This is a genomic window from Bosea sp. F3-2 (assembly GCF_008253865.1).
In the GTDB taxonomy this organism is placed as follows: Bacteria; Pseudomonadota; Alphaproteobacteria; order Rhizobiales; family Beijerinckiaceae; genus Allobosea.
The window spans coordinates 271358-289855 of sequence record NZ_CP042331.1; the positions used below are offsets into that span (position 1 = coordinate 271358).

Genomic DNA, 18498 nt, shown 5'->3' on the forward strand with positions numbered 1-18498 from the left:
GCGGTGGCCGCCAGATGAATTCAGCACCAGGAGTGCGGTCGTGATCAGCAAGAACTGGCAGGATCTTTCCAAGCCGAACAAGCTCGAAGTGAAGGTCGGAGACGACCCGAAGCGTCAGGCCACCGTGATCGCGCGTCCGCTCGAGCGCGGCTTTGGCATGACGCTCGGCAATGCGCTCCGCCGCGTGCTGCTGTCGTCGCTTCAGGGCGCAGCCGTGACCGCCGTCCAGATCGACGGCGTTCTCCACGAGTTCTCCTCGATCCCGGGCGTCCGTGAGGACGTCACCGACATCGTCCTCAACATCAAGGCCATCGCGGTCAAGATGCAGGGCGAGGGTCCCAAGCGCATGACGCTGCGCAAGTCCGGCCCGGGCACCGTCACCGCCGGCGACATTAACACCATCGGCGACGTCGCGATCCTAAATCCCGACCTCGTGCTCTGCACGCTGGACGACGGCGCCGAGATCCGCATGGAGTTCACGGTCAACACCGGCAAGGGCTATGTCCCGGCCGAGCAGAACCGTCCCGAGGATGCGCCGATCGGCCTGATTCCGGTCGACAGCCTCTATTCGCCGGTCAAGAAGGTCTCCTACCGCGTCGAGAACACCCGCGAGGGCCAGAACCTCGACAAGGATGCGCTGACGCTGGCGATCGAGACCAACGGCTCGGTCACCCCCGAGGACGCGCTGGCGCTCGCCGCCCGCATCCTGCAGGACCAGCTCGCCGTCTTCATCACCTTCGAGGAGCCGCGCAAGGAAGAAGCCGTCTCGACCGCGCCGCAGCTGCCCTTCAACCCGGCGCTGCTCAAGAAGGTCGACGAGCTCGAGCTCTCGGTCCGTTCGGCCAACTGCCTCAAGAACGACAACATCGTCTATATCGGCGACCTCATCCAGAAGTCCGAGGGCGAAATGCTGCGCACCCCGAACTTCGGCCGCAAGTCGCTGAACGAGATCAAGGAAGTGCTCGCCACCATGGGGCTGCACCTGGGCATGGACGTCCAGGGCTGGCCGCCGGAGAACATCGAAGAGCTGGCCAAGCGCTTCGAAGAGCACTACTGAGCCTCAACGGCGCGGGAGGCATCCCGCGCCAACCCCGCCCGGCTCATCCGAGCCGGAGCATAAGGAACGGCCGTTCCGTGGCACGGCGGCCGTAAGCAACGAAGGAGCCAAACAATGCGTCACGGTTTCCGCGGCCGCCGTTTCAACCGCTCGGCCGAGCATCGCCAGGCGATGTTCGCCAACATGGCCCAGGCCCTGATCAAGCACGAGCAGATCACCACCACCCTGCCGAAGGCGAAGGACCTGCGTCCGGTCGTCGAGAAGCTCGTCACGCTCGCCAAGCGCGGTGACCTGCATGCCCGCCGTCAGGCGATCTCGCAGATCAAGGATGTCGAGCTGGTCGGCAAGCTCTTCGCGGTCCTCGGCCCGCGCTACAAGGAGCGCAACGGCGGCTATCTGCGCATCATGAAGGCTGGCTTCCGTTTCGGCGACAACGCCCCGGTGGCGATCATCGAGTTCGTCGACCGCGACGTCGAGGCCAAGGGCAAGGATTCCGGCCCGGTGTTCACGGCGGAAGACGAGGCGGCCTGATCGGCCTCTCCTCGGTTCTATTTCGGAAAGGGCGGTCTTCGGGCCGCCCTTTTTCATTTCAGCGATGCGGCTTGTCGACAGGGCGGCGCGTTTTGGACCGGCCGAATGGCGCGTTCTGCGGCGAGGCCGAGCAGTACGCCGATGAGTTGGGAGGGCAGATCGTTGCCGGGCGTCTCTTCGCTCGGAATGCCCAGGTCGGTACGGCGCGGATTCGCCATGATGCGGCCGCAAGTTTCGCGGACATCGGCGGTCTGGCCTTCCAGTCTTTGTGTGAAGAAGCTGCGGACGGCGAGCGGGAAGCCCGATACGCGGTTCTGCTGATTGAAGTGACGTGCACTTGCCAGAATTCTGTCGAGTTGCTCGCGTCGGCTGGAGTGGTCGAGCAGGCTGTGCCTGGCGTAGGTAGACAAGCCGGATCAGGCTGATGAGATATGTCCCTGGCTGCTTGCGAAGCCTGAAGAGTTGCACGACATGTCGGTGCGGAACCGCAGTGCGTCGAGATGGGTATAAGGACGCCGCGCGTGTCGGTTCAGTCCGAACGTTTGCCGGCGCTTTTGTTTCAGAATGAGGGCAGCATGACCGAAGGCTTCGTAGGATATCGCAGAGGGCTGGCTGCCGCCGCGTTCGCATGTGCGCTGGGGGCTGCCGTCGCGCCTTGGCCAGCGCTCGGCCAGGTGCGGCAGGTTCCGGAGAGCCGCGAGCAGATTTCGCTTTCGTTCGCGCCGCTGGTGAAGCGGACGCAGGCCGCGGTTGTGAACGTCTATGGCGCGCGCGTCGAGAAGCGGCCGCAGAACCCCTTCATGGACGACCCCTTCTTCCGTCGCTTCTTCGGCGATGGCGGTTTCGGCGTGCCGCGGGAGCGGGTGCAGCGCTCGCTCGGCTCGGGCGTGGTCGTCGATACCGGCGCGGGTCTCGTGGTGACCAACAACCACGTCATCGAGAACATGAGTGAGGTGAAGGTCGCCTTTGCCGACAAGCGCGAGGTGGAGGCGACGATCCTGCTGCGCGATCCGCGCACCGATCTCGCGGTCCTGAAGATCGCCGACACCAAGAATCTGAGCGCGATGGAGCTCGCCGATACGGACGAGCTTCAGGTCGGCGATATCGTGCTCGCCATGGGCAATCCCTTCGGCGTGGGCCAGACGGTGACGCAGGGCATCGTCTCGGCGCTCGCCCGCACCCAGATCGGCGTGGGCGATGCCCAGTCCTTCATCCAGACCGATGCCGCGATCAACCCCGGCAATTCGGGCGGCCCGCTGATCGACATGCGCGGCCGTGTCGTCGGCATCAACACAGCGATCTATTCGCGCTCCGGCGGCAGCGTCGGCATTGGTTTCGCGATTCCGGCGGCGATGGTGCGCCTCGTCGTTGACAGCGCCAAGGCCGGTGCCAAGACGGTGCGCCGCCCCTGGTTCGGTGCTCGCCTGCAGAGCCTGACCTCCGATGTCGCCGACGGGCTCGGACTGGACCGCCCGGCAGGATCGGTCGTCGCCAGCATCGTCGAGAAGGGACCGGCCGATCAGGCGGGGCTGCGCCGCTCCGACGTGATTCTCACGGTCGACGGGCTCGCGGTCGACGACCCCGAGGCCTTCGGCTACCGCTTCGCCACGCGTCCGATCGGCGGCTCCACGGTTCTCGTCGTGCTGCGCAGCGGCAAGAAGGTCGAAATCCCCGTCAGGCTCGTCGCTGCACCAGAGACGCGTCCGCGCGATACCGTGAAGCTGACGAGCCGCTCGCCTCTGTCGGGGCTGACGGTGGCGAATCTCTCTCCGGCGCTGGCCGAAGAGCTGTCGATCGAGACCGGGAACGAGGGCGTCGTCGTCAGCGAGATCGAGGAAGGCAGCACCGCTGCCAATATCGGTTTCCAGAAGGGCGACATCATCATGGCGCTCAACGGCGAGCGCATGACCAGCTCGCGCGAGGTCGAGACGATCCTGAAGGACCGCAAGCGGGCCTGGGAGGTCACGATCACCCGCAACGGTCAGACGATCACCTCGGTCTTCCCCGGGTGAGCGACCTCTTCTCTGCCTCGGGGCTGGACAAGTCCGGCCCGCGCCCGCTCGCCGATCGCCTGCGGCCGACGACGCTTGCCGAGGTCGCCGGGCAGGAGCATCTAACCGGACCGGACGGCGCGCTGACGCGACTCGTCGCCTCGGGCACGGTCGGCAGCCTGATCTTCTGGGGCCCGCCCGGCACCGGCAAGACCACGGTGGCACGGCTGCTCGCCGGGCTGGTCGATCTCGGCTTCGAACAGATCAGCGCGATCTTCTCGGGCGTCGCGGACCTCAAGAAGGTGTTCGAGGCTGCGCGCGGGCGCCGGCTGGGCGGCCGGGGCACGTTGCTCTTCGTCGACGAGATCCACCGCTTCAACCGCGCCCAGCTTGATGCCTTCCTGCCCGTCATGGAAGACGGCACGATCACGCTGATCGGTGCGACGACCGAGAACCCGTCCTTCGCGCTCAACGCGGCGTTGCTGTCGCGCGCCCGTGTTCTCACCTTCAAGGCGCTGGACGAGGGCTCGCTACTCTTCCTGCTCGGCCGGGCCGAGGTTCTGGAGAACAAGGAGCTGCCGCTGACGCCGGAGGCGCGGCTGGCGCTCGCGCGCTTCGCCGATGGCGACGGGCGCGCCGTGCTGACGCTGGCGGAAGAGATCTGGCGCGCGGCCAAACCCGGCGAAATTCTTGACGAGCACGGGCTGTCGGAGGTGATCCAGCGGCGGGCGCCGATCTACGACAAGGCGCAGGACGGGCACTACAACCTGATCTCGGCCCTGCATAAGACGGTGCGCGGTTCCGACCCTGATGCGGCGCTCTATTATTTCGCCCGCATGCTCGATGCCGGCGAAGACCCGCGCTTCCTGGCGCGCCGGCTGGTGCGCATGGCGGTCGAGGATATCGGGCTCGCCGACCCGCAGGCGCTGCTCCATGCCCGGGCTGCGGCTGAGACCTATGAGCAGCTTGGCACGCCGGAGGGCGAGCTCGCGCTGGCCAATTGCGTGATCTATCTGGCGACGGCGCCGAAATCGAACGCCGCCTACACGGCCTATAAGATGGCGGTGCGGGTGGCGAAGGACCGGGGCTCGCTGATGCCGCCCAAGACCATCCTCAACGCGCCGACGAAGCTGATGCGCGAGGAGGGCTATGGCGCCGACTACGCCTATGACCACGACCAGCCGGATGCATTCTCGGGCCAGAACTACTGGCCCGACGCGCTCGGCCGCCAGCGCTTCTACGACCCGCCCGAACGCGGCTTCGAGCGCGAGCTCCGCAAGCGGCTGGAGTATTGGGAGCGGCTGCGCCAGGAGCGCGGGGAGTAGGCTTTTTCCTTCTCTCCAGCCGTTACGTCATTCCGGGCGAAGTGACGCGCAGACCCGGAATCCATCGTAAGGCTCGGAGCTCTACGATGGATTCCGGATCTGCGCGGCTTCGCCGCTTGTCCGGAATGACGGCCGTGCGGGGGAATTCAACCTCGGCAGTAGAACGGCAGAAAAGTGCCGGACATGCCGCTGTTCATCGCCATCAGCACCAGCTTGTTGGCGATGTCGAGTTCCTGCTTGCTGCGGGCGCAGACCTCGGCGCGGGCCTGGCAGTTCGAAGCGAGGAAAGCATCGTGGCTGGCGAGGAATTCCGGGCTCAGCCCCTGCTTGCCCTGGCGATTCAAGATCTGCTCGTAAGCCTTTTTGTAGCGGTTGCATTTTTCCGTCGGCCAGTCCGTGGCCGGGCTCTGCTGCGCCGTCGCGAAAGTGCTGCCGATGCCGAAGAAGGCGAGCGCCGCCACCACCCGAAGCAGCGGGTGGCGCGCCTGTGTTGCAGTCGAATTCCGTCCATCCATAGCCGTCGCCTCTGCCGCCTCGCGACGTCGATGCGAGGCGGCCGCAAAAGCGCAGTCAATTGCGGCGAATTTCGTTTGTGCACGGCGGCGGCGCACTCTATTTCACAAGAATGACTTCCACTGCACTCGTCTTTCTGGGCGCCGGCATCGGCGGCGTGCTGCGCCATGGCGTGAACCTCGTCTCGCCGCGCTGGTTCGGCATGGACTTTCCCTATGGGACCATGGCGATCAACATTGTCGGCTCGGCCCTGATGGGGGTGCTCGTCGGCTGGTTCGCCTTCCGGGCGGGCGAGGGGACGCCGCATGGGTTGCGGCTGTTCCTGGCGACCGGCGTACTTGGCGGTTTCACGACGTTTTCCGCCTTTTCGCTCGATGCGGTGCTGCTCTGGGAGCGCGGCGAGACGGTGGCGGCGATGGTGTATGTTTTGGGATCCGTGGTGGTGTCGCTGGCGGCGCTGGTTGGCGGGGTTGCGGTGATGCGAGGAATGGCATGAGGACGGGTGGCAAGGGACCGGGCGGCGGCCCCGGACGCGGCGGCAAGCCGCGCGCGGCCGAGGCGCCGCGCGGCAAGCGGCCGAGCCATGATGCCAGGCGCCGTGCCGCCGCCCGCCCGGCGGAGGGCGAGGAGCGCGCTCAGCGCCCGCCGCGTCCGGCCGCCAAGCCGACGCGTGCCGAGGTCAAGGCCGAGACGGCGCAGGTGCTCTCGACCGGCGTGCAGCAGCTCGTGGTGACGCCGGACGAGAACGAGATGCGGATCGATCGCTTCCTCGAGACGCGCTTCCCGCAGCTCTCCTTCAGCCATATCCAGCGCATCGTCCGGAAGGGCGAATTGCGCGTCGACGGCAAGCGTGCCGACAGCAAGGACCGGCTCGCCGCCGGCCAGACGGTACGCATCCCGCCGCTGAAGCTGGAGCAGCAGGCGGAGCGGCCGCGCTCGGCCAAGGCCGATGCCGATACGATCGGCTTCCTGCGCTCGATCACGCTCTACGAGGACGACGACGTCATGGTCCTCAACAAGCCGGCGGGCTTGGCGGTGCAGGGCGGTTCGGGCACGACGAAGCATGTCGATGGCATGCTCGCGGCGCTGACCGGCAAGGATGGGCAGAAGCCGCGCCTCGTCCACCGGCTCGACAAGGACACGGCCGGCTGCCTCGTCATCGCGAAGTCACGCTTCGCGGCAGCGACGCTCGCCAAAACCTTCCGCTCGCGCGCGGCCCGCAAGGTCTACTGGGCGCTGGTCGCCGGCGTTCCGCGCGTCCGCCAGGGCCGGATCTCGACCTATCTCGCCCGCGAGGAGGCCTATGACGGCGATCAGCGCATGGCCGTCGCCAAGCATGGCGAGGATGGCGCGATGCATGCCGTGACCTATTATGCGGTGGTGGAAACGGCGGCGCAGAAGCTTGCCTGGCTCTCGCTGAAGCCGGTGACCGGGCGCACGCATCAGCTGCGCGCCCACACCACCCATATCGGCCACCCGATCGTCGGTGACCCCAAATACTTCAACATCCTGAACTGGGAGCTGCCCGGCGGCATCCAGAACAAGCTGCACCTGCTGGCGCGGCGGATCGTGCTGCCCCACCCGCGCGGCAAGGGCACGATCGACGTCAGCGCGCCGCTGCCGCCGCATATGCGCCAGAGCTGGAACCTGCTCGGCTTCGATGACGCGCCCTACGATCCGATTGTCGAGGCGCCGGACGAATAGGCCATCGTTCGACGAAACGCACACTCCGTGCCGACGAGATCAAGAAGAACAGTTGCGGAACAAACCGCATTCTGTTCTAACTATGTTCTCGTCATCGGAGGGGCTGACCATGCGTACGGTTTTGATCGTTTCCGCCTTCCTTGTTGGCTTTGCGGCGGCCGCACAGGCGCAGACCGCCGCACCGACCAAACCCGCGGTAACCGCCGTCACTGCTGTCGCGGCTGCAGATCAGCCGATACCGCAAGCCGAACGCGCCAAGGCGCGGCAGGATTGCCTGTCCGAGAATGTCGCGCTCTCGGGTGACGATCTGCGCGCCGCCATGCGCCTGTGCATGCAGGCCAAGTTTCCCGGCGTGCGGCTCTATGCGCAGGACGGTGTGACACGCGATGGCAAACCCACGGCAGTCGCGGCGCGGGCCGCCTGCAAGGAGGAGGTCGACGGCCGCAATCTGCAGGGATCAGAGCGGGTCGCGGCGCTGACGGCCTGCTTCAACGCCAAGCGGCCCGATCTCGCCCAGCGTTCCGAATGCCGTAAGGAGGCGCGGGCCAAGGGGTTGGACGGAACCGAACTGCGCAAGGCGGTGGATGCCTGCGCGCGGGAGGCGAAGGGCTGAGCCGGGAGTGGCTTGGTGGGACAATGCCATGACGGTGCTGCAATGGCTTGCGATGCAAGGTTGCGCTAAAGCGCCGTCATGGACCTCATCATCTTCGATCTCGACGGCACGCTGATCAATTCCGAGGCGATCATCCTCGGTGCGCAGTACGAGGCGTTCAGGCGCTGCGGCCGGGTGCATCCGGGGCGCGAGGCCGGGCTCGGCATCGTCGGACTGACGCTGGACATCGCGATGGCGCGGCTCGCCGGGCTGGCCGAGCCGGACGATGTGCTCACCGAGACCTATCGCCAGGTCTTCGGCGCGATGCGCCTGCAGGCCGAGACGGATCCCTCGCTGGATGAGCCGCTGTTCCCGGGCGTGGCCGAGACGCTAGCGGAATTGAAGCGCCACACCGGGCTGAAACTGGGCATCGCTACGGGCAAGTCGCGCAAGGGGGCCGAGTTCATCGTCGCCCGGCATGGCTGGGACGGTCTGTTCGACACGGTGCAGTCGGCTGACGACGCGCCTTCGAAGCCGCATCCCGGGATGATCCAGCGTGCGATGGCGGAAACTGGCGCGGCGCCCGAGCGCACGGCGATGGTTGGAGACAGCTCCTTCGACATCGAGATGGCGGTGGCGGCTGGTGTCGTGCCCGTCGCCGTATCCTGGGGCTTCCAGCCGGTCGACAATCTCGTCGCGCTCGGCGCCCGACATGTGCTGCGCGAATTCCCGGAGCTGCCGGGAGCTCTGGGATTGCCGAGAGCCGTGCCGGCTTAGGCAGGCTGATCTTTCACGGAAACGCGCTGTCATTCCGGACAAGCCGCGATAGCGGCGCCGATCCGGAACCCATCATAGGGTCCTGCGCTCTACGATGGATTCCGGGTCAAGCCCGGAATGACGATGCGGCTCCGCATAAAATCGCTATGCGCTAGAGCCGAGGGGGCTTTTCCGGGCTGTTTGGAATCGCGTGCCTGACATCTGACCGCCGCGATCGGGCAGCGCCATTGCAGGCAAAGCTGCAGGCTGGAGGTCGGTCTTCCGAGCGGCGGCGGCGCCCGCAGTAACATCCTCGCAACCAAGCTGACTCAGTTCCGTTTAACCTGAATAACCGTTCAGATTTGCGCGTTAACCACCTGATGCAAGGGGCGGGTGCATGGTGTTCCCACAACAGGGACGTACCGGCACACAACAACGCCGGACAGGGGTTTAAACATGATGGATCATGAGCTTCGTGAATTCGTCGATCGCGTGATGGATCGTCGCGCGATCGACGATGAAGACGTCAAGATGCTTCAGCGTGACATCTTGAACGACATCGTCATCACGCGCGACATCATCGATGTGCTGGTGGCGCTCGACCGGGCCGTGGCGCAAAGCTGCAAGGCCTATGCGGATTACCTTGTGGCCCTGGTCGTCGACTTCGCCGTCTGGGAGAACCGCCCGACCGGCGTGATCGACCGCGACAAGGCGTACTGGCTGGTGACGACGCTCTCGGCCGGCGAGGGCCCGACCGCGACGGCTCAGCGTATCGCCAGCGAGATCGTCCGCGAGGCCGAGCATTGCGACGAGGCGCTGCTCGCCTTCGCCTTCGCCAAGGGCGCGGCGAAAGAGGTTGCCCGGGCTGCCGCCGGCAGCATGCCGCGAGCCCTGCTCGCGAACTGATCTGCGCATCCGCGCACACCGATCTGCGGGCTGCCGACTTTCGCATTGGTGGACGGCGGTTGCGGCGTCCCATACACCCCAGCTATGCAGTTTCGTCTGAAGTCGGGGGTGGCCCACGCATGTTCTCGAAGATCCTGATCGCGAACCGCGGCGAGATCGCCTGCCGTGTCATCAAGACGGCGCGGCGCATGGGCATCAAGACGGTCGCCGTCTATTCGGATGCCGACCGTGACGCGCTGCATGTCGAGATGGCCGACGAAGCCGTGCATATCGGCGCGGCGCCCGCCGCCCAGTCCTATCTGCTGATCGACAGGATCATCGACGCCTGTAAGCAGACCGGCGCCGAAGCCGTGCATCCCGGCTACGGCTTCCTCTCCGAGCGCGAGGCCTTCGCTCAGGCGCTCAAGGATAACGGCATCGTCTTCATCGGCCCTAATCCCGGCGCCATCGCCGCGATGGGCGACAAGATCGAATCGAAGAAAGCGGCGGCTGCCGCCAAGGTCTCGACCGTTCCCGGCTTCCTCGGCATCATCGAGAACCCGGAGCATGCGGTTAAGATCGCCGACGAGATCGGCTATCCCGTGATGATCAAGGCCTCGGCCGGCGGCGGCGGCAAGGGCATGCGCATCGCCCATTCGGCCGCCGAGGTGGCGGAGGGTTTTGCCCGCGCCAAGTCGGAGGCTGCGTCTTCCTTCGGAGACGACCGCGTTTTCGTCGAGAAGTTCATCGTCGATCCCCGCCATATCGAGATCCAGGTGCTGGGCGACAAGCACGGCAACGTCATCTATCTCGGCGAGCGCGAATGCTCGATCCAGCGCCGCAACCAGAAGGTGCTCGAGGAGGCGCCGTCGCCGCTGCTCGATGAAGCGACCCGCCGCAAGATGGGCGAGCAGGCGGTCGCGCTGGCCAAGGCCGTGCATTACGACTCGGCGGGAACGGTCGAGTTCGTCGCCGGCCAGGACAAGTCGTTTTACTTCCTCGAGATGAATACCCGCCTCCAGGTCGAGCATCCGGTGACGGAGATGGTTACCGGCATCGACCTCGTCGAGCAGATGATCCGTGTCGCCTATGGCGAGAAGCTCGCGATCTCGCAGGCCGATGTGAAGCTCGACGGCTGGGCGGTCGAGAGCCGCGTCTATGCCGAGGATCCGACCCGCAACTTCCTGCCCTCGACCGGCCGGCTCGTCACCTATCGCCCGCCGGCGGAGGGCCCGGACGGCGAGGCGACGGTGCGCAACGACACGGGCGTCTTCGAAGGCGGCGAGATCTCGATCTATTACGACCCGATGATCGCCAAGCTCGTGACGCATGCGCCGACGCGCGAGGCGGCGATCAAGGCGCAGGCGCGCGCGCTCGACGCCTTCGCCATCGACGGCATCCGCCACAATATCCCCTTCGTCGCGGCGGTGATGCAGCATCCGCGCTGGATTTCCGGCAACCTCTCGACCGGCTTCATCGCTGAGGAGTTTCCCGAGGGTTTCTCGCTGCCGGTGCCGCAGGGCGAAACGGCGCAGCGCATGGCCGCGATCGCCATCGCCTGCGACCACAAGCTCAATCAGCGCAAGCGCAACGTCTCGGCCCAGATGGAAGGCTGGCGCCGGGTTTCCTTCGACCGGCAGCGCATCGTCCGGCTCGGGGCAGAACACTTCGAGGGCGAGGTGACGGAGCAGGGTGGGGCCGTCGTCATCGCCTTTCCGGGCCGCAGCGTCAGCGTCGTCAGCGACTGGGTCCCGGGCGAGCCGGTCTGGCACGGCACGCTCGACGGCGTGAAGGTCGCGGCGCAGGTGCGACCGATCCTCAACGGCGTCGCGCTCGGCCATGCCGGCGCCTATGCCAATGCCCATGTCTATACGCAGCGCGAAGCCGAACTCGCGGCGCTGATGCCGGAGAAGCTCGCGGCCGATACCGGCAAGTTCCTGCTTTGCCCGATGCCGGGCCTGGTCAAGGCGATCTCGGTTGCCGTCGGGCAGGAGGTCAAGGCGGGCGAACCGCTCGCCATGGTCGAGGCGATGAAGATGGAAAACGTGCTGCGCGCCGAGAAGGACGTCACCATCGCCAAGATCCTGGCGAAGGAAGGCGACTCGCTCGCCGTCGATGCCGTCATCATGGAATTCGCCTGAGAGAGACGGGACATGCTGAAGATCTGGGGGCGGTTGAGCTCGATCAATGTCCAGAAGGCCGTGTGGGCGGCCGGCGAGGTCGGGCAGGCCTTCGAGCGCATCGATGTGGGCGGGCCCTTCGGCGGGCTCGACACGCCGGAATATCGCGCGATGAACCCCAACGGGCAGATCCCGGTCCTGGAGGACGGCGATTTCCGCCTGTGGGAGTCGAACAGCATCGTGCGCTATCTGGCGGCGCGCTACGGCGCTGCGGATCTTTGGGAATCGGACGTTGCGCGGCGTGCGGAGGCCGAGCGCTGGATGGACTGGATGCTGTCCGAGCTTCAGCCCGCGCTGGCGCCCGTGCTCTGGGGCGTGGTGCGCAAGGTGCCGGGCTATACCGATCCCAAGGTCATTGCTGACGGCATGAAGCGGGCCGAGGCGCTGATGACGATCCTTGAGGCGCAGCTGGCGGACAAGCCGTTCCTCTCGGGCGAGCGCTTCGGCGTTGCCGATATCACCGTCGGTTGTGGCGCACATCGCTGGTTCAACATGCCTGTCGACCGGGTCGAGCGGCAGGGAGTGCAGCGCTGGTACGAGGCGCTCTTTGCGCGGCCGGCAGCTCAGGCGGCGCTGCCGTTGCCGATCACGTGAGGCGCCGCGGTGCTTGATACGGGCCGCATCCCTGTCATGATGCCCGCATGAACGCTTTGCGCGCGGCTCTGCTCCTGTGTTCGCTTGGCGCGGCCACCTCGGCCGTGGCGCAGGGCTCGCCGAGCCTGCGTGGCGACCTGTTGTCCCTGGCTGGCTGCCTGCGCGACAGCGGCGCGTCGCCTTCGGCCTGCATCGGCACTGTGGCCATCGCCTGTGTCGGTGCCGCCAGCAACAATCCGCGCGGCGCCGAAGCAGCCTGCGCACGGCGCGAAGAGGCGGCATGGCGCGAGCGCCTGACCCTCGCTTTGCAGGTGACCGGCCGCTCGCTCGATGCCGGCCAGCGCAGCCGTCTCGCTGCCGTGCAGCTCGCCTGGGAAAGCTATGTCTCGCAGAAATGCGCGCTCTATGGCGCGAGCCAACGCGAGGAACTGCAAGCTGGGCGGCAGGCGGGCTGCGAGCTGCGCGAGGTCGCCGAGCGCGCTATCGAGCTTGCCAAAGGGCTCTCGCAGGCGGGGCGCCAGCCGCAATCCCCGCCACAGATCATCCGCTAGGCCGGTCGCCTGTCGCGTTTGTGACAATCTGGTGGATGGTCGCAATCCGAAAGCGCTGGAGTGCCGCGTCCGCCTGCGACTATACGGGCAAGGACGATGGTTGTCCGTGAAGCCGTGAGCCAGCAATGTTCTTCATCCTGTCCAAGCTGGTCTGGTTCGTCTTCTCGCCGGTCAATTTCGTCATCCTGCTCGCGGGCCTCTCAGCTCTGCTCGCCTTCACGCGCTTTGCCCGGCCGGCGCGCTGGCTTGGGCTGCTGTCGGTGGTCGTGCTTGGGCTGATGGCTTTCAGCCCGCTATCGCGCGCAGTCATACGGCCGCTCGAGGACCGCTTTCCGCAGCAGGATGCGGCCAAGGGGCCGGTGACCGGCATCGTCGTACTCGGCGGTGCGATCGGCGTGGCGCGCGGCGATCTGGTGTTGAATTCTGCCGCGGGGCGCATGACCAGGGCGGTGGAACTCGCGCGGCTTCATCCCGAGGCGAAGGTGGTTTTCGCCGGCGGCGCGGCCAATGTGATCTCGGAGGTGACGGACACCGAAGCCGACGGCGCCCGGCTGTTGTTCGAGGGGCTCGGGCTCGATCCGAAGCGGCTCATCCTTGAGGACAAGTCGCGCAACACGCGCGAGAATGCTCTCTTCACCCGCCGTCTTGTCGATCCGAAACCAGGCGAACGCTGGCTTCTGGTGACCTCAGCCTGGCATATGCCGCGTTCGATGGGGGTTTTCCGGAAGGCAGGCTTTCCGGTCGAGGCCTTTCCAGTCGATTTCTGGACCAGGGGCAGGCCGGACGACTTCATCCGGCCCTTTGGCCGGGCGCCCTATGCGCTGGAGGTTGCCGATAACGGCTTCAAGGAATGGGTCGGGCTCATCGCTTATCGGCTGACTGGCTATACCGACACGCTCTTCCCGGCGCCGTGAGCTCAGCTGCTGCCGCTGGCAAGAGAGCCACGCCGTCATTCCGGGGCAGGCCGCAGGCCTGAGCCCGGAACCCATGAACACGATGGGAAGCCGTATAAAGCGCTTCTGTCGGAGCGACTCGACAAGCCAGGCCGGTGTTCATGGGTTTTGGGCTCATGGCTTCGCCATGCCCCGGAATGACGGTGTGTTGCTTCAGCTCGTCTCTCTTCGTGATGCGCCGTCGCCGGGCAGAGACAGCCTGTAGACGCCGCGGAAATCGTCGGGATCGACCGGCCGGCCCTTGCGGGTGATGACGAGCTGGCCTTCCTTCATCAGCTTCACCGCCGCGCGGCGCACCGGCTGCATCAGCGGGCCCCAATCGTCCGGGTGATCGCTGCCGAGCGCGCGGGCGACGTCCATCGGCGAGACCGTCCGGCCGGGCTCCTGCCGCGCCAGCAGCGTGAGGATCGCGTTCTCGATCGCCTCTGGCTCGATGGTCATTGCTGGCTCGGATAGTTGAAGACGCGTGCGGCGTCGGAGGCGAACTGGCGGCGGTACATTGCGACCAGCACGGCGCCGGTGAAGGCGAGGAAGGTGACCGGCCCGAGGAACCAGCCGAGATAGGCGAGGGCGAAGAAGAAGGCGCGCTGGCCGCGATTGAAGTGGCGGCCGGCGGCGATGTTCATCTCGATCGCCTCATGCACCGCATGAGCCTTCGCGATCTCGTTGCGCGCGTCCTTTGGCGGCAAGGCGCCGAGCAGGATGACGCAGTAGTTGAACAGCCGGTAGCTCCAGGCGAACTTGAAGAAGGCGTAGCCGAAGATGCCGGCGAGCCCGATCACCTTCATTTCCCAGACCGCGCGCTGGGTGACCGGCACGAAGGGCAGGTCGGAAAAGATCGCGACGACACGCTCGGTCGATTGCAGCAGGGCCAGCGTGCCGCCGATCGCGATCAGCGAGGTCGAGGCGAAGAAGGCCGTGCCGTTCTGCAGACCGTTCATCACCTGGGTGTCTACGATGCGATTCTCGCGCGCCATCGATTCGTTGATCCAGCGGGCGCGGCGCAGGTTCATCCGCATGTTCAGCGTCTTGGCCGCGTGCGGGCCGAGTTCGACGGCGTAATGGTAGCCCACCCAGGAGGCGGCGAAGAACGCCAGGGCGATCACGTCCAGATTGCTGAAACCGAGCATGCCGTCGCTCTGCCACCTCATCCACCGAATAGGCAAGCAGCTTGTGCCGGGGCCGCGTCGCCGACAAGCGGCACGGCATTGACGCTGCCGCAGCGAGCCGCCACGGTGCGCGCGGAATTCGGAGGGGTGCAGCGATGCCGCAGGCCATCACCAAGGGCTACAAGGCCCTGGTTTCAGAAGCCGAGAGCCAGATCGAGACGCTGTCGGTCGAGGCGGCGCAGGCGCTCCACGGCCGCGACGACGTGGTTTTCGTCGATCTGCGCGATCCGCGCGAACTGGAGCGGGAAGGGCGCATGCCCGGCGCCTTCCATTGCCCGCGCGGCATGCTCGAATTCTGGATCGACCCGGAAAGCCCCTATGCCAAGCCGGTCTTTCAGGAGGATAAGCGCTTCGTCTTCTTCTGCGGTGGCGGCTGGCGTTCGGCGCTGGCGGCGAAGACGGCGCAGGAAATGGGGCTGAAGCCGGTTGCCCATGTCGCCGGCGGCTTCACTGCCTGGAAGAAGACGGGTGCGCCGGTCGAGACCTCCGCCATCGATCGGAAGGCCTGAGTCCCAAGCCTTGTCCCATATCGTCATCGTCCTGCTGGTCGCGGCTTTCATCTTCCGCAAGCCGCTCGGCAAGCTGCTCGCGCGACAATTCCCGAATCGCGCCAAGCGCCAGCAGGTGCTGGGCACGATCATCGCCGCTTTCGTGCTGGTGATCGGCCTGAGGCTGCTGGCGCTGTTCTGGTGAGGGCGTGACGGAAGCGTCGCGGGGAACCCTTCTTCCGCAAGGGGAGAAGGGTTCCCCGCGCCCTTCCTTGCCCGCCGGTCAGCGGTCCTGGAGCGCCAGGCGGACGCCTAAGGCGCAGTAGATGCTGCCGACCACCTTGCCCTGCCATTTCAGCACCGTCGGGTTGCGGCGCAGGAAGCTGCCGAGCCCGCCTGCGCCCACGGCAAAGACGACGGTGCTGAACAGGCCGAGCAATACGAAAATCACCCCCAGGGTCGCCAGCTGCAGCATGGCGGATCCGTTCCCGGGCCGGACGAACTGGGGCAGGAAGGCGAGGAAGAACAGGGCCGTCTTGGGGTTGAGCAACTCGGTCAGCACCGCCTGTCGAAAGGCCTTTCCGGCGCTGATCGGCAGGGCGCTTGCTGCCAGCTCGGTTGGGGCCTTCTCGAGCAGCGCGCGGACGCCGAGATAAACCAGATAGGCTGCGCCGACGTATTTGATCAGGCTGAACAGCATGGCCGAGGTGGCGATGATCGCCGAAATGCCGATGATCGCCATGAGGGTGTGAATCAGATCGCCGGTGGCGATGCCTGCACCCGTCGCGATGCCGGCCTTCGTGCCTGAACTCGTTGCCCGCGCGACCGTCAGCAAGGTGGCCGGACCGGGAATGAAAACGAAACCCAGCACGATGGCGGTGTATGCGATAAGAGTGGTGAGATCGACCATGGCGTGCTCCTTCGCCTCCTCACGGCAGGAAAGCATGCGATCGGGGCGATGAGCAAACGCGCCGTCTGTTTGGTCTAAGCCGCTTTGCCAACTGGTCTGTGTCCCGACGGCATCACATCCCATGATTGCACCGGGACGGCTTGCGCATCGGAAAAGGATGCGGCATCTTCCCGGTCTGGCTCCAACTCAAGAAAGGGAGGGCTGAATGGTAATCGTCACCACCGCTGTCACTCCCATGCGACCGCCTCGACACTAGGTCGGTTTCGCACGAGGCCCGCCAACTGGCGGTCTCCTGAGCCTTTTCCAAACGATTTTCTTTCATTGCCGGAGCCGGCGCGCGTCGTCGTCTCTGCCTGATCCGGAGTCGGTGCCGCCTCGGTGCCGAATGACGCTATGTCTCTTGATACTCAAACCGGGCGGCGGGAGCCGTTCCGGGCCGTTCTCGGCTTCACTTTCCGTCATTGGGCGCGTCAGCCCGGGCAGGTCGCCTGGGTCGCCGGCGTCACCATCGCCGCGACGCTCGCCGAGCTGTTCACGCCGGTCTATGCCGGCCGCCTCGTCGATGCGGTGGCGAGCAGCGTCGGCGGCGCGGAAGCGGCGCTGTGGGCGCTCGGGGCCATGATGGTGCTCGCCGCCATCATGGTGCTCGGGCGGCATTTCGCCTTCGTCGGCCTGACCACCATGACGCTGCGCACGATGAGCGACGTGGCGCTGGAGGCGTTCGCACGCTTGCAGCGTTTCTCGACCGACTGGCACGCCAACAACTTCGCTGGCTCGACGGTGCGCAAGATCACGCGCGGCATGTGGGCGCTCGACCTGCTGACCGACACGATCCTGATCGCGCTACTGCCCTCGCTCGTCATCCTGCTCGGCATGACGGTGGTGCTGGCCTGGCATTGGCCGGCGATGGGGCTCGTCGTGGCATTGGGGGCGCTGGCCTATATCGGGCTGACGCTCGCGCTGTCGCTGCGCTTCGTCGCACCGGCCGCACGGCTGGGCAATGCCTGGGACACCCGCCTCGGCGGCGCGCTGGCCGACGCCATCACCTGCAACCCGGTGGTGAAGGCCTATGGCGCCGAGGCGCGCGAGGATCTGCGCCTTGCGACCGTGGTGTCGAAGTGGAGCCTCAGGACGAGCCGCGCCTGGCTGCGCGGCACCTGGTCGGGCACCGGCCAGAACGTGGTTCTGCTGGTGCTGCGCGCGGCGGTGATCGGACTCGTGATCTGGCTGTGGGCGAACGGGCAGGCGAGCCCGGGCGACGTCGCCTTCGTGCTGACCGCCTATGCGGTGGTGCATGGCTATCTGCGCGATGTCGGCCAGCACGTCCATAACCTGCAGCGCTCGGTCAACGACATGGAGGAGCTCGTCTGGATGCACGATCTTCCCTATGGCGTGCCGGACCGGAAGGGCGCGGTGGCGATGGGCGTGACCGCAGGCGAGATCGCCTTCGAGAACGTGACCTTCCATTATGGCGGCCATCACGATCCGCTCTATCGCGACTTCTCGCTGACCATCCGCGGCGGCGAGAAGGTGGGCCTCGTCGGTCGCTCGGGCTCTGGCAAGACGACCTTCGTCAAGTTGGTGCAGCGGCTCTACGACGTCACCTCCGGCCGCATCGCGATCGACGGGCAGGACATCGCCGGCGTCACCCAGGCGTCGCTGCGCCAGCAGATCGCGATCGTGCAGCAGGAGCCGGTGCTGTTCCACCGTTCGCTGGCGGAGAACATCGCCTATGGCCGGCCGGGCGCCAGCCAGGCGCAGATCGAGCAGGCGGCGAAGCTCGCCAACGCGCATGAGTTCATCATGCGCCTGCCCAAGGGCTACGCCACGCTCGTCGGCGAACGCGGCATCAAGCTCTCGGGCGGCGAGCGTCAGCGCGTCGCGCTGGCCCGCGCCTTCCTGGCCGATGCGCCGATCCTGATCCTGGACGAGGCGACCTCGAGCCTCGACTCGGAATCGGAGGCGCTGATCCAGCAGGCGATCGAGCGCCTGATGGAAGGCCGCACCACGATCGTGGTCGCGCACCGTCTCTCGACGGTGCGGGCCATGGACCGCATCCTGGTCTTTGATCGCGGCCGCGTGGTCGAGGAAGGCCCGCACGAGGCCCTGCTGACCCGCGAGGGCGGCGCCTATCGCGCGCTCTTCGAGAAGCAGGTCAGCGAGCTGGCGAAGGGGCTGGCGGCGTAATGAAGGGCGTCATTCTCGGGCTGCGCTCAGCGCGGACCCGAGAATCTCGTGCCGCGGAGGGCGCCTCTGCGTCATGAGATGCTCGGGTCAAGCCCGAGCATGACGTCGCGGT

The 18498-nt window shown here is 66.4% G+C and carries 21 protein-coding genes; 16 read left to right on the forward strand and 5 right to left on the reverse strand.

The window, feature by feature from the left end; translation table 11 throughout:
- Positions 1-40 precede the first annotated feature (40 nt).
- Together FQV39_RS01350 and rplQ are read left to right on the forward strand one after the other, a co-directional pair.
- Positions 41-1057, forward strand: a complete 1017-nt coding sequence (locus tag FQV39_RS01350; RefSeq protein WP_149128667.1) for a DNA-directed RNA polymerase subunit alpha — start codon at positions 41-43, stop codon at positions 1055-1057.
- 114 nt (positions 1058-1171) lie between these two features.
- Positions 1172-1588: a 50S ribosomal protein L17 gene (rplQ, locus tag FQV39_RS01355; RefSeq protein WP_149128668.1), complete on the forward strand. Its 417-nt coding sequence runs from the start codon at positions 1172-1174 to the stop codon at positions 1586-1588.
- A 53-nt stretch (positions 1589-1641) separates the two neighbouring features.
- Here rplQ and FQV39_RS01360 read toward each other — a convergent pair whose 3' ends face one another.
- Entirely contained in the window at positions 1642-1998 is a 357-nt protein-coding gene (locus tag FQV39_RS01360; RefSeq protein WP_149128669.1) for a BLUF domain-containing protein, read from the reverse strand.
- A gap of 165 nt (positions 1999-2163) precedes the next feature.
- On the opposite strand from FQV39_RS01360, the gene FQV39_RS01365 reads away from it, so the two are divergent.
- Positions 2164-3600 (forward strand): DegQ family serine endoprotease, encoded by a 1437-nt coding sequence (locus tag FQV39_RS01365; RefSeq protein ID WP_149128670.1) that lies wholly within the window; start codon positions 2164-2166, stop codon positions 3598-3600.
- A complete protein-coding gene (locus tag FQV39_RS01370; RefSeq protein ID WP_149128671.1) occupies positions 3597-4904 on the forward strand; it encodes a replication-associated recombination protein A in 1308 nt (435 codons plus the stop codon). The genes FQV39_RS01365 and FQV39_RS01370 overlap by 4 nt, the downstream gene beginning before the upstream one ends.
- Positions 4905-5050: 146 nt before the next feature.
- Here the strand turns inward: FQV39_RS01370 and FQV39_RS01375 are convergent, their stop codons facing one another.
- Positions 5051-5365, reverse strand: coding sequence for a hypothetical protein (locus tag FQV39_RS01375; RefSeq protein ID WP_187640135.1), 315 nt, complete (start codon positions 5363-5365; stop codon positions 5051-5053).
- 164 nt (positions 5366-5529) lie between these two features.
- On the opposite strand from FQV39_RS01375, the gene crcB reads away from it, so the two are divergent.
- The 9 genes from crcB to FQV39_RS01420 all read left to right on the forward strand — a co-directional run bounded on the left by crcB (position 5530) and on the right by FQV39_RS01420 (position 13593).
- Positions 5530-5913 carry a fluoride efflux transporter CrcB gene (gene crcB, locus FQV39_RS01380; RefSeq protein ID WP_149128673.1) on the forward strand — a complete coding sequence of 128 codons (384 nt, stop codon included), beginning with the start codon at positions 5530-5532 and terminating at the stop codon, positions 5911-5913.
- Positions 5850-7121, forward strand: a complete 1272-nt coding sequence (locus FQV39_RS01385; protein ID WP_472840669.1) for an RluA family pseudouridine synthase — start codon at positions 5850-5852, stop codon at positions 7119-7121. The genes crcB and FQV39_RS01385 overlap by 64 nt, the downstream gene beginning before the upstream one ends.
- 109 nt (positions 7122-7230) lie before the next feature.
- Positions 7231-7734, forward strand: a complete 504-nt coding sequence (locus tag FQV39_RS01390) for a hypothetical protein (protein ID WP_149128675.1) — start codon at positions 7231-7233, stop codon at positions 7732-7734.
- Between the two features lie 78 nt (positions 7735-7812).
- Positions 7813-8490: an HAD-IA family hydrolase gene (locus tag FQV39_RS01395; RefSeq protein WP_149128676.1), complete on the forward strand. Its 678-nt coding sequence runs from the start codon at positions 7813-7815 to the stop codon at positions 8488-8490.
- Between the two features lie 435 nt (positions 8491-8925).
- Entirely contained in the window at positions 8926-9375 is a 450-nt protein-coding gene (locus tag FQV39_RS01400; protein ID WP_149128677.1) for a hypothetical protein, read from the forward strand.
- 119 nt (positions 9376-9494) lie between these two features.
- Positions 9495-11495, forward strand: coding sequence for an acetyl-CoA carboxylase biotin carboxylase subunit (locus FQV39_RS01405; RefSeq protein ID WP_149128678.1), 2001 nt, complete (start codon positions 9495-9497; stop codon positions 11493-11495).
- 12 nt (positions 11496-11507) lie between these two features.
- Entirely contained in the window at positions 11508-12128 is a 621-nt protein-coding gene (locus FQV39_RS01410) for a glutathione S-transferase family protein (RefSeq protein WP_149128679.1), read from the forward strand.
- 47 nt (positions 12129-12175) lie between these two features.
- Entirely contained in the window at positions 12176-12679 is a 504-nt protein-coding gene (locus FQV39_RS01415) for a lysozyme inhibitor LprI family protein (RefSeq protein ID WP_149128680.1), read from the forward strand.
- Positions 12680-12804: 125 nt separating this feature from the next.
- Positions 12805-13593 carry a YdcF family protein gene (locus tag FQV39_RS01420; RefSeq protein ID WP_149128681.1) on the forward strand — a complete coding sequence of 263 codons (789 nt, stop codon included), beginning with the start codon at positions 12805-12807 and terminating at the stop codon, positions 13591-13593.
- Positions 13594-13785: 192 nt separating this feature from the next.
- On the opposite strand, the gene FQV39_RS01425 is transcribed toward FQV39_RS01420, so the two are convergent.
- Complete coding sequence (locus tag FQV39_RS01425) at positions 13786-14073, reverse strand: DUF3253 domain-containing protein (protein ID WP_149128682.1); 288 nt, start codon at positions 14071-14073, stop codon at positions 13786-13788.
- Complete coding sequence (locus FQV39_RS01430; RefSeq protein ID WP_149128683.1) at positions 14070-14762, reverse strand: DUF599 domain-containing protein; 693 nt, start codon at positions 14760-14762, stop codon at positions 14070-14072. Before FQV39_RS01430 ends, FQV39_RS01425 begins: the two co-directional genes overlap by 4 nt.
- 134 nt (positions 14763-14896) lie before the next feature.
- Here FQV39_RS01430 and FQV39_RS01435 point away from each other — a divergent pair, with 134 nt between their 5' ends.
- Together FQV39_RS01435 and FQV39_RS32995 are read left to right on the forward strand one after the other, a co-directional pair.
- On the forward strand, positions 14897-15310 hold the full coding sequence (locus tag FQV39_RS01435; protein ID WP_149128684.1) for a rhodanese-like domain-containing protein: 414 nt from the start codon (positions 14897-14899) through the stop codon (positions 15308-15310).
- A 10-nt stretch (positions 15311-15320) separates the two neighbouring features.
- Positions 15321-15494, forward strand: a complete 174-nt coding sequence (locus FQV39_RS32995; RefSeq protein ID WP_187640136.1) for a hypothetical protein — start codon at positions 15321-15323, stop codon at positions 15492-15494.
- 78 nt (positions 15495-15572) lie between these two features.
- On the opposite strand, the gene FQV39_RS01440 is transcribed toward FQV39_RS32995, so the two are convergent.
- Complete coding sequence (locus FQV39_RS01440; protein ID WP_149133592.1) at positions 15573-16199, reverse strand: LysE family translocator; 627 nt, start codon at positions 16197-16199, stop codon at positions 15573-15575.
- Between the two features lie 393 nt (positions 16200-16592).
- On the opposite strand from FQV39_RS01440, the gene FQV39_RS01445 reads away from it, so the two are divergent.
- Positions 16593-18386, forward strand: coding sequence for an ABC transporter ATP-binding protein (locus FQV39_RS01445; protein ID WP_149128685.1), 1794 nt, complete (start codon positions 16593-16595; stop codon positions 18384-18386).
- Positions 18387-18498 lie beyond the last annotated feature (112 nt).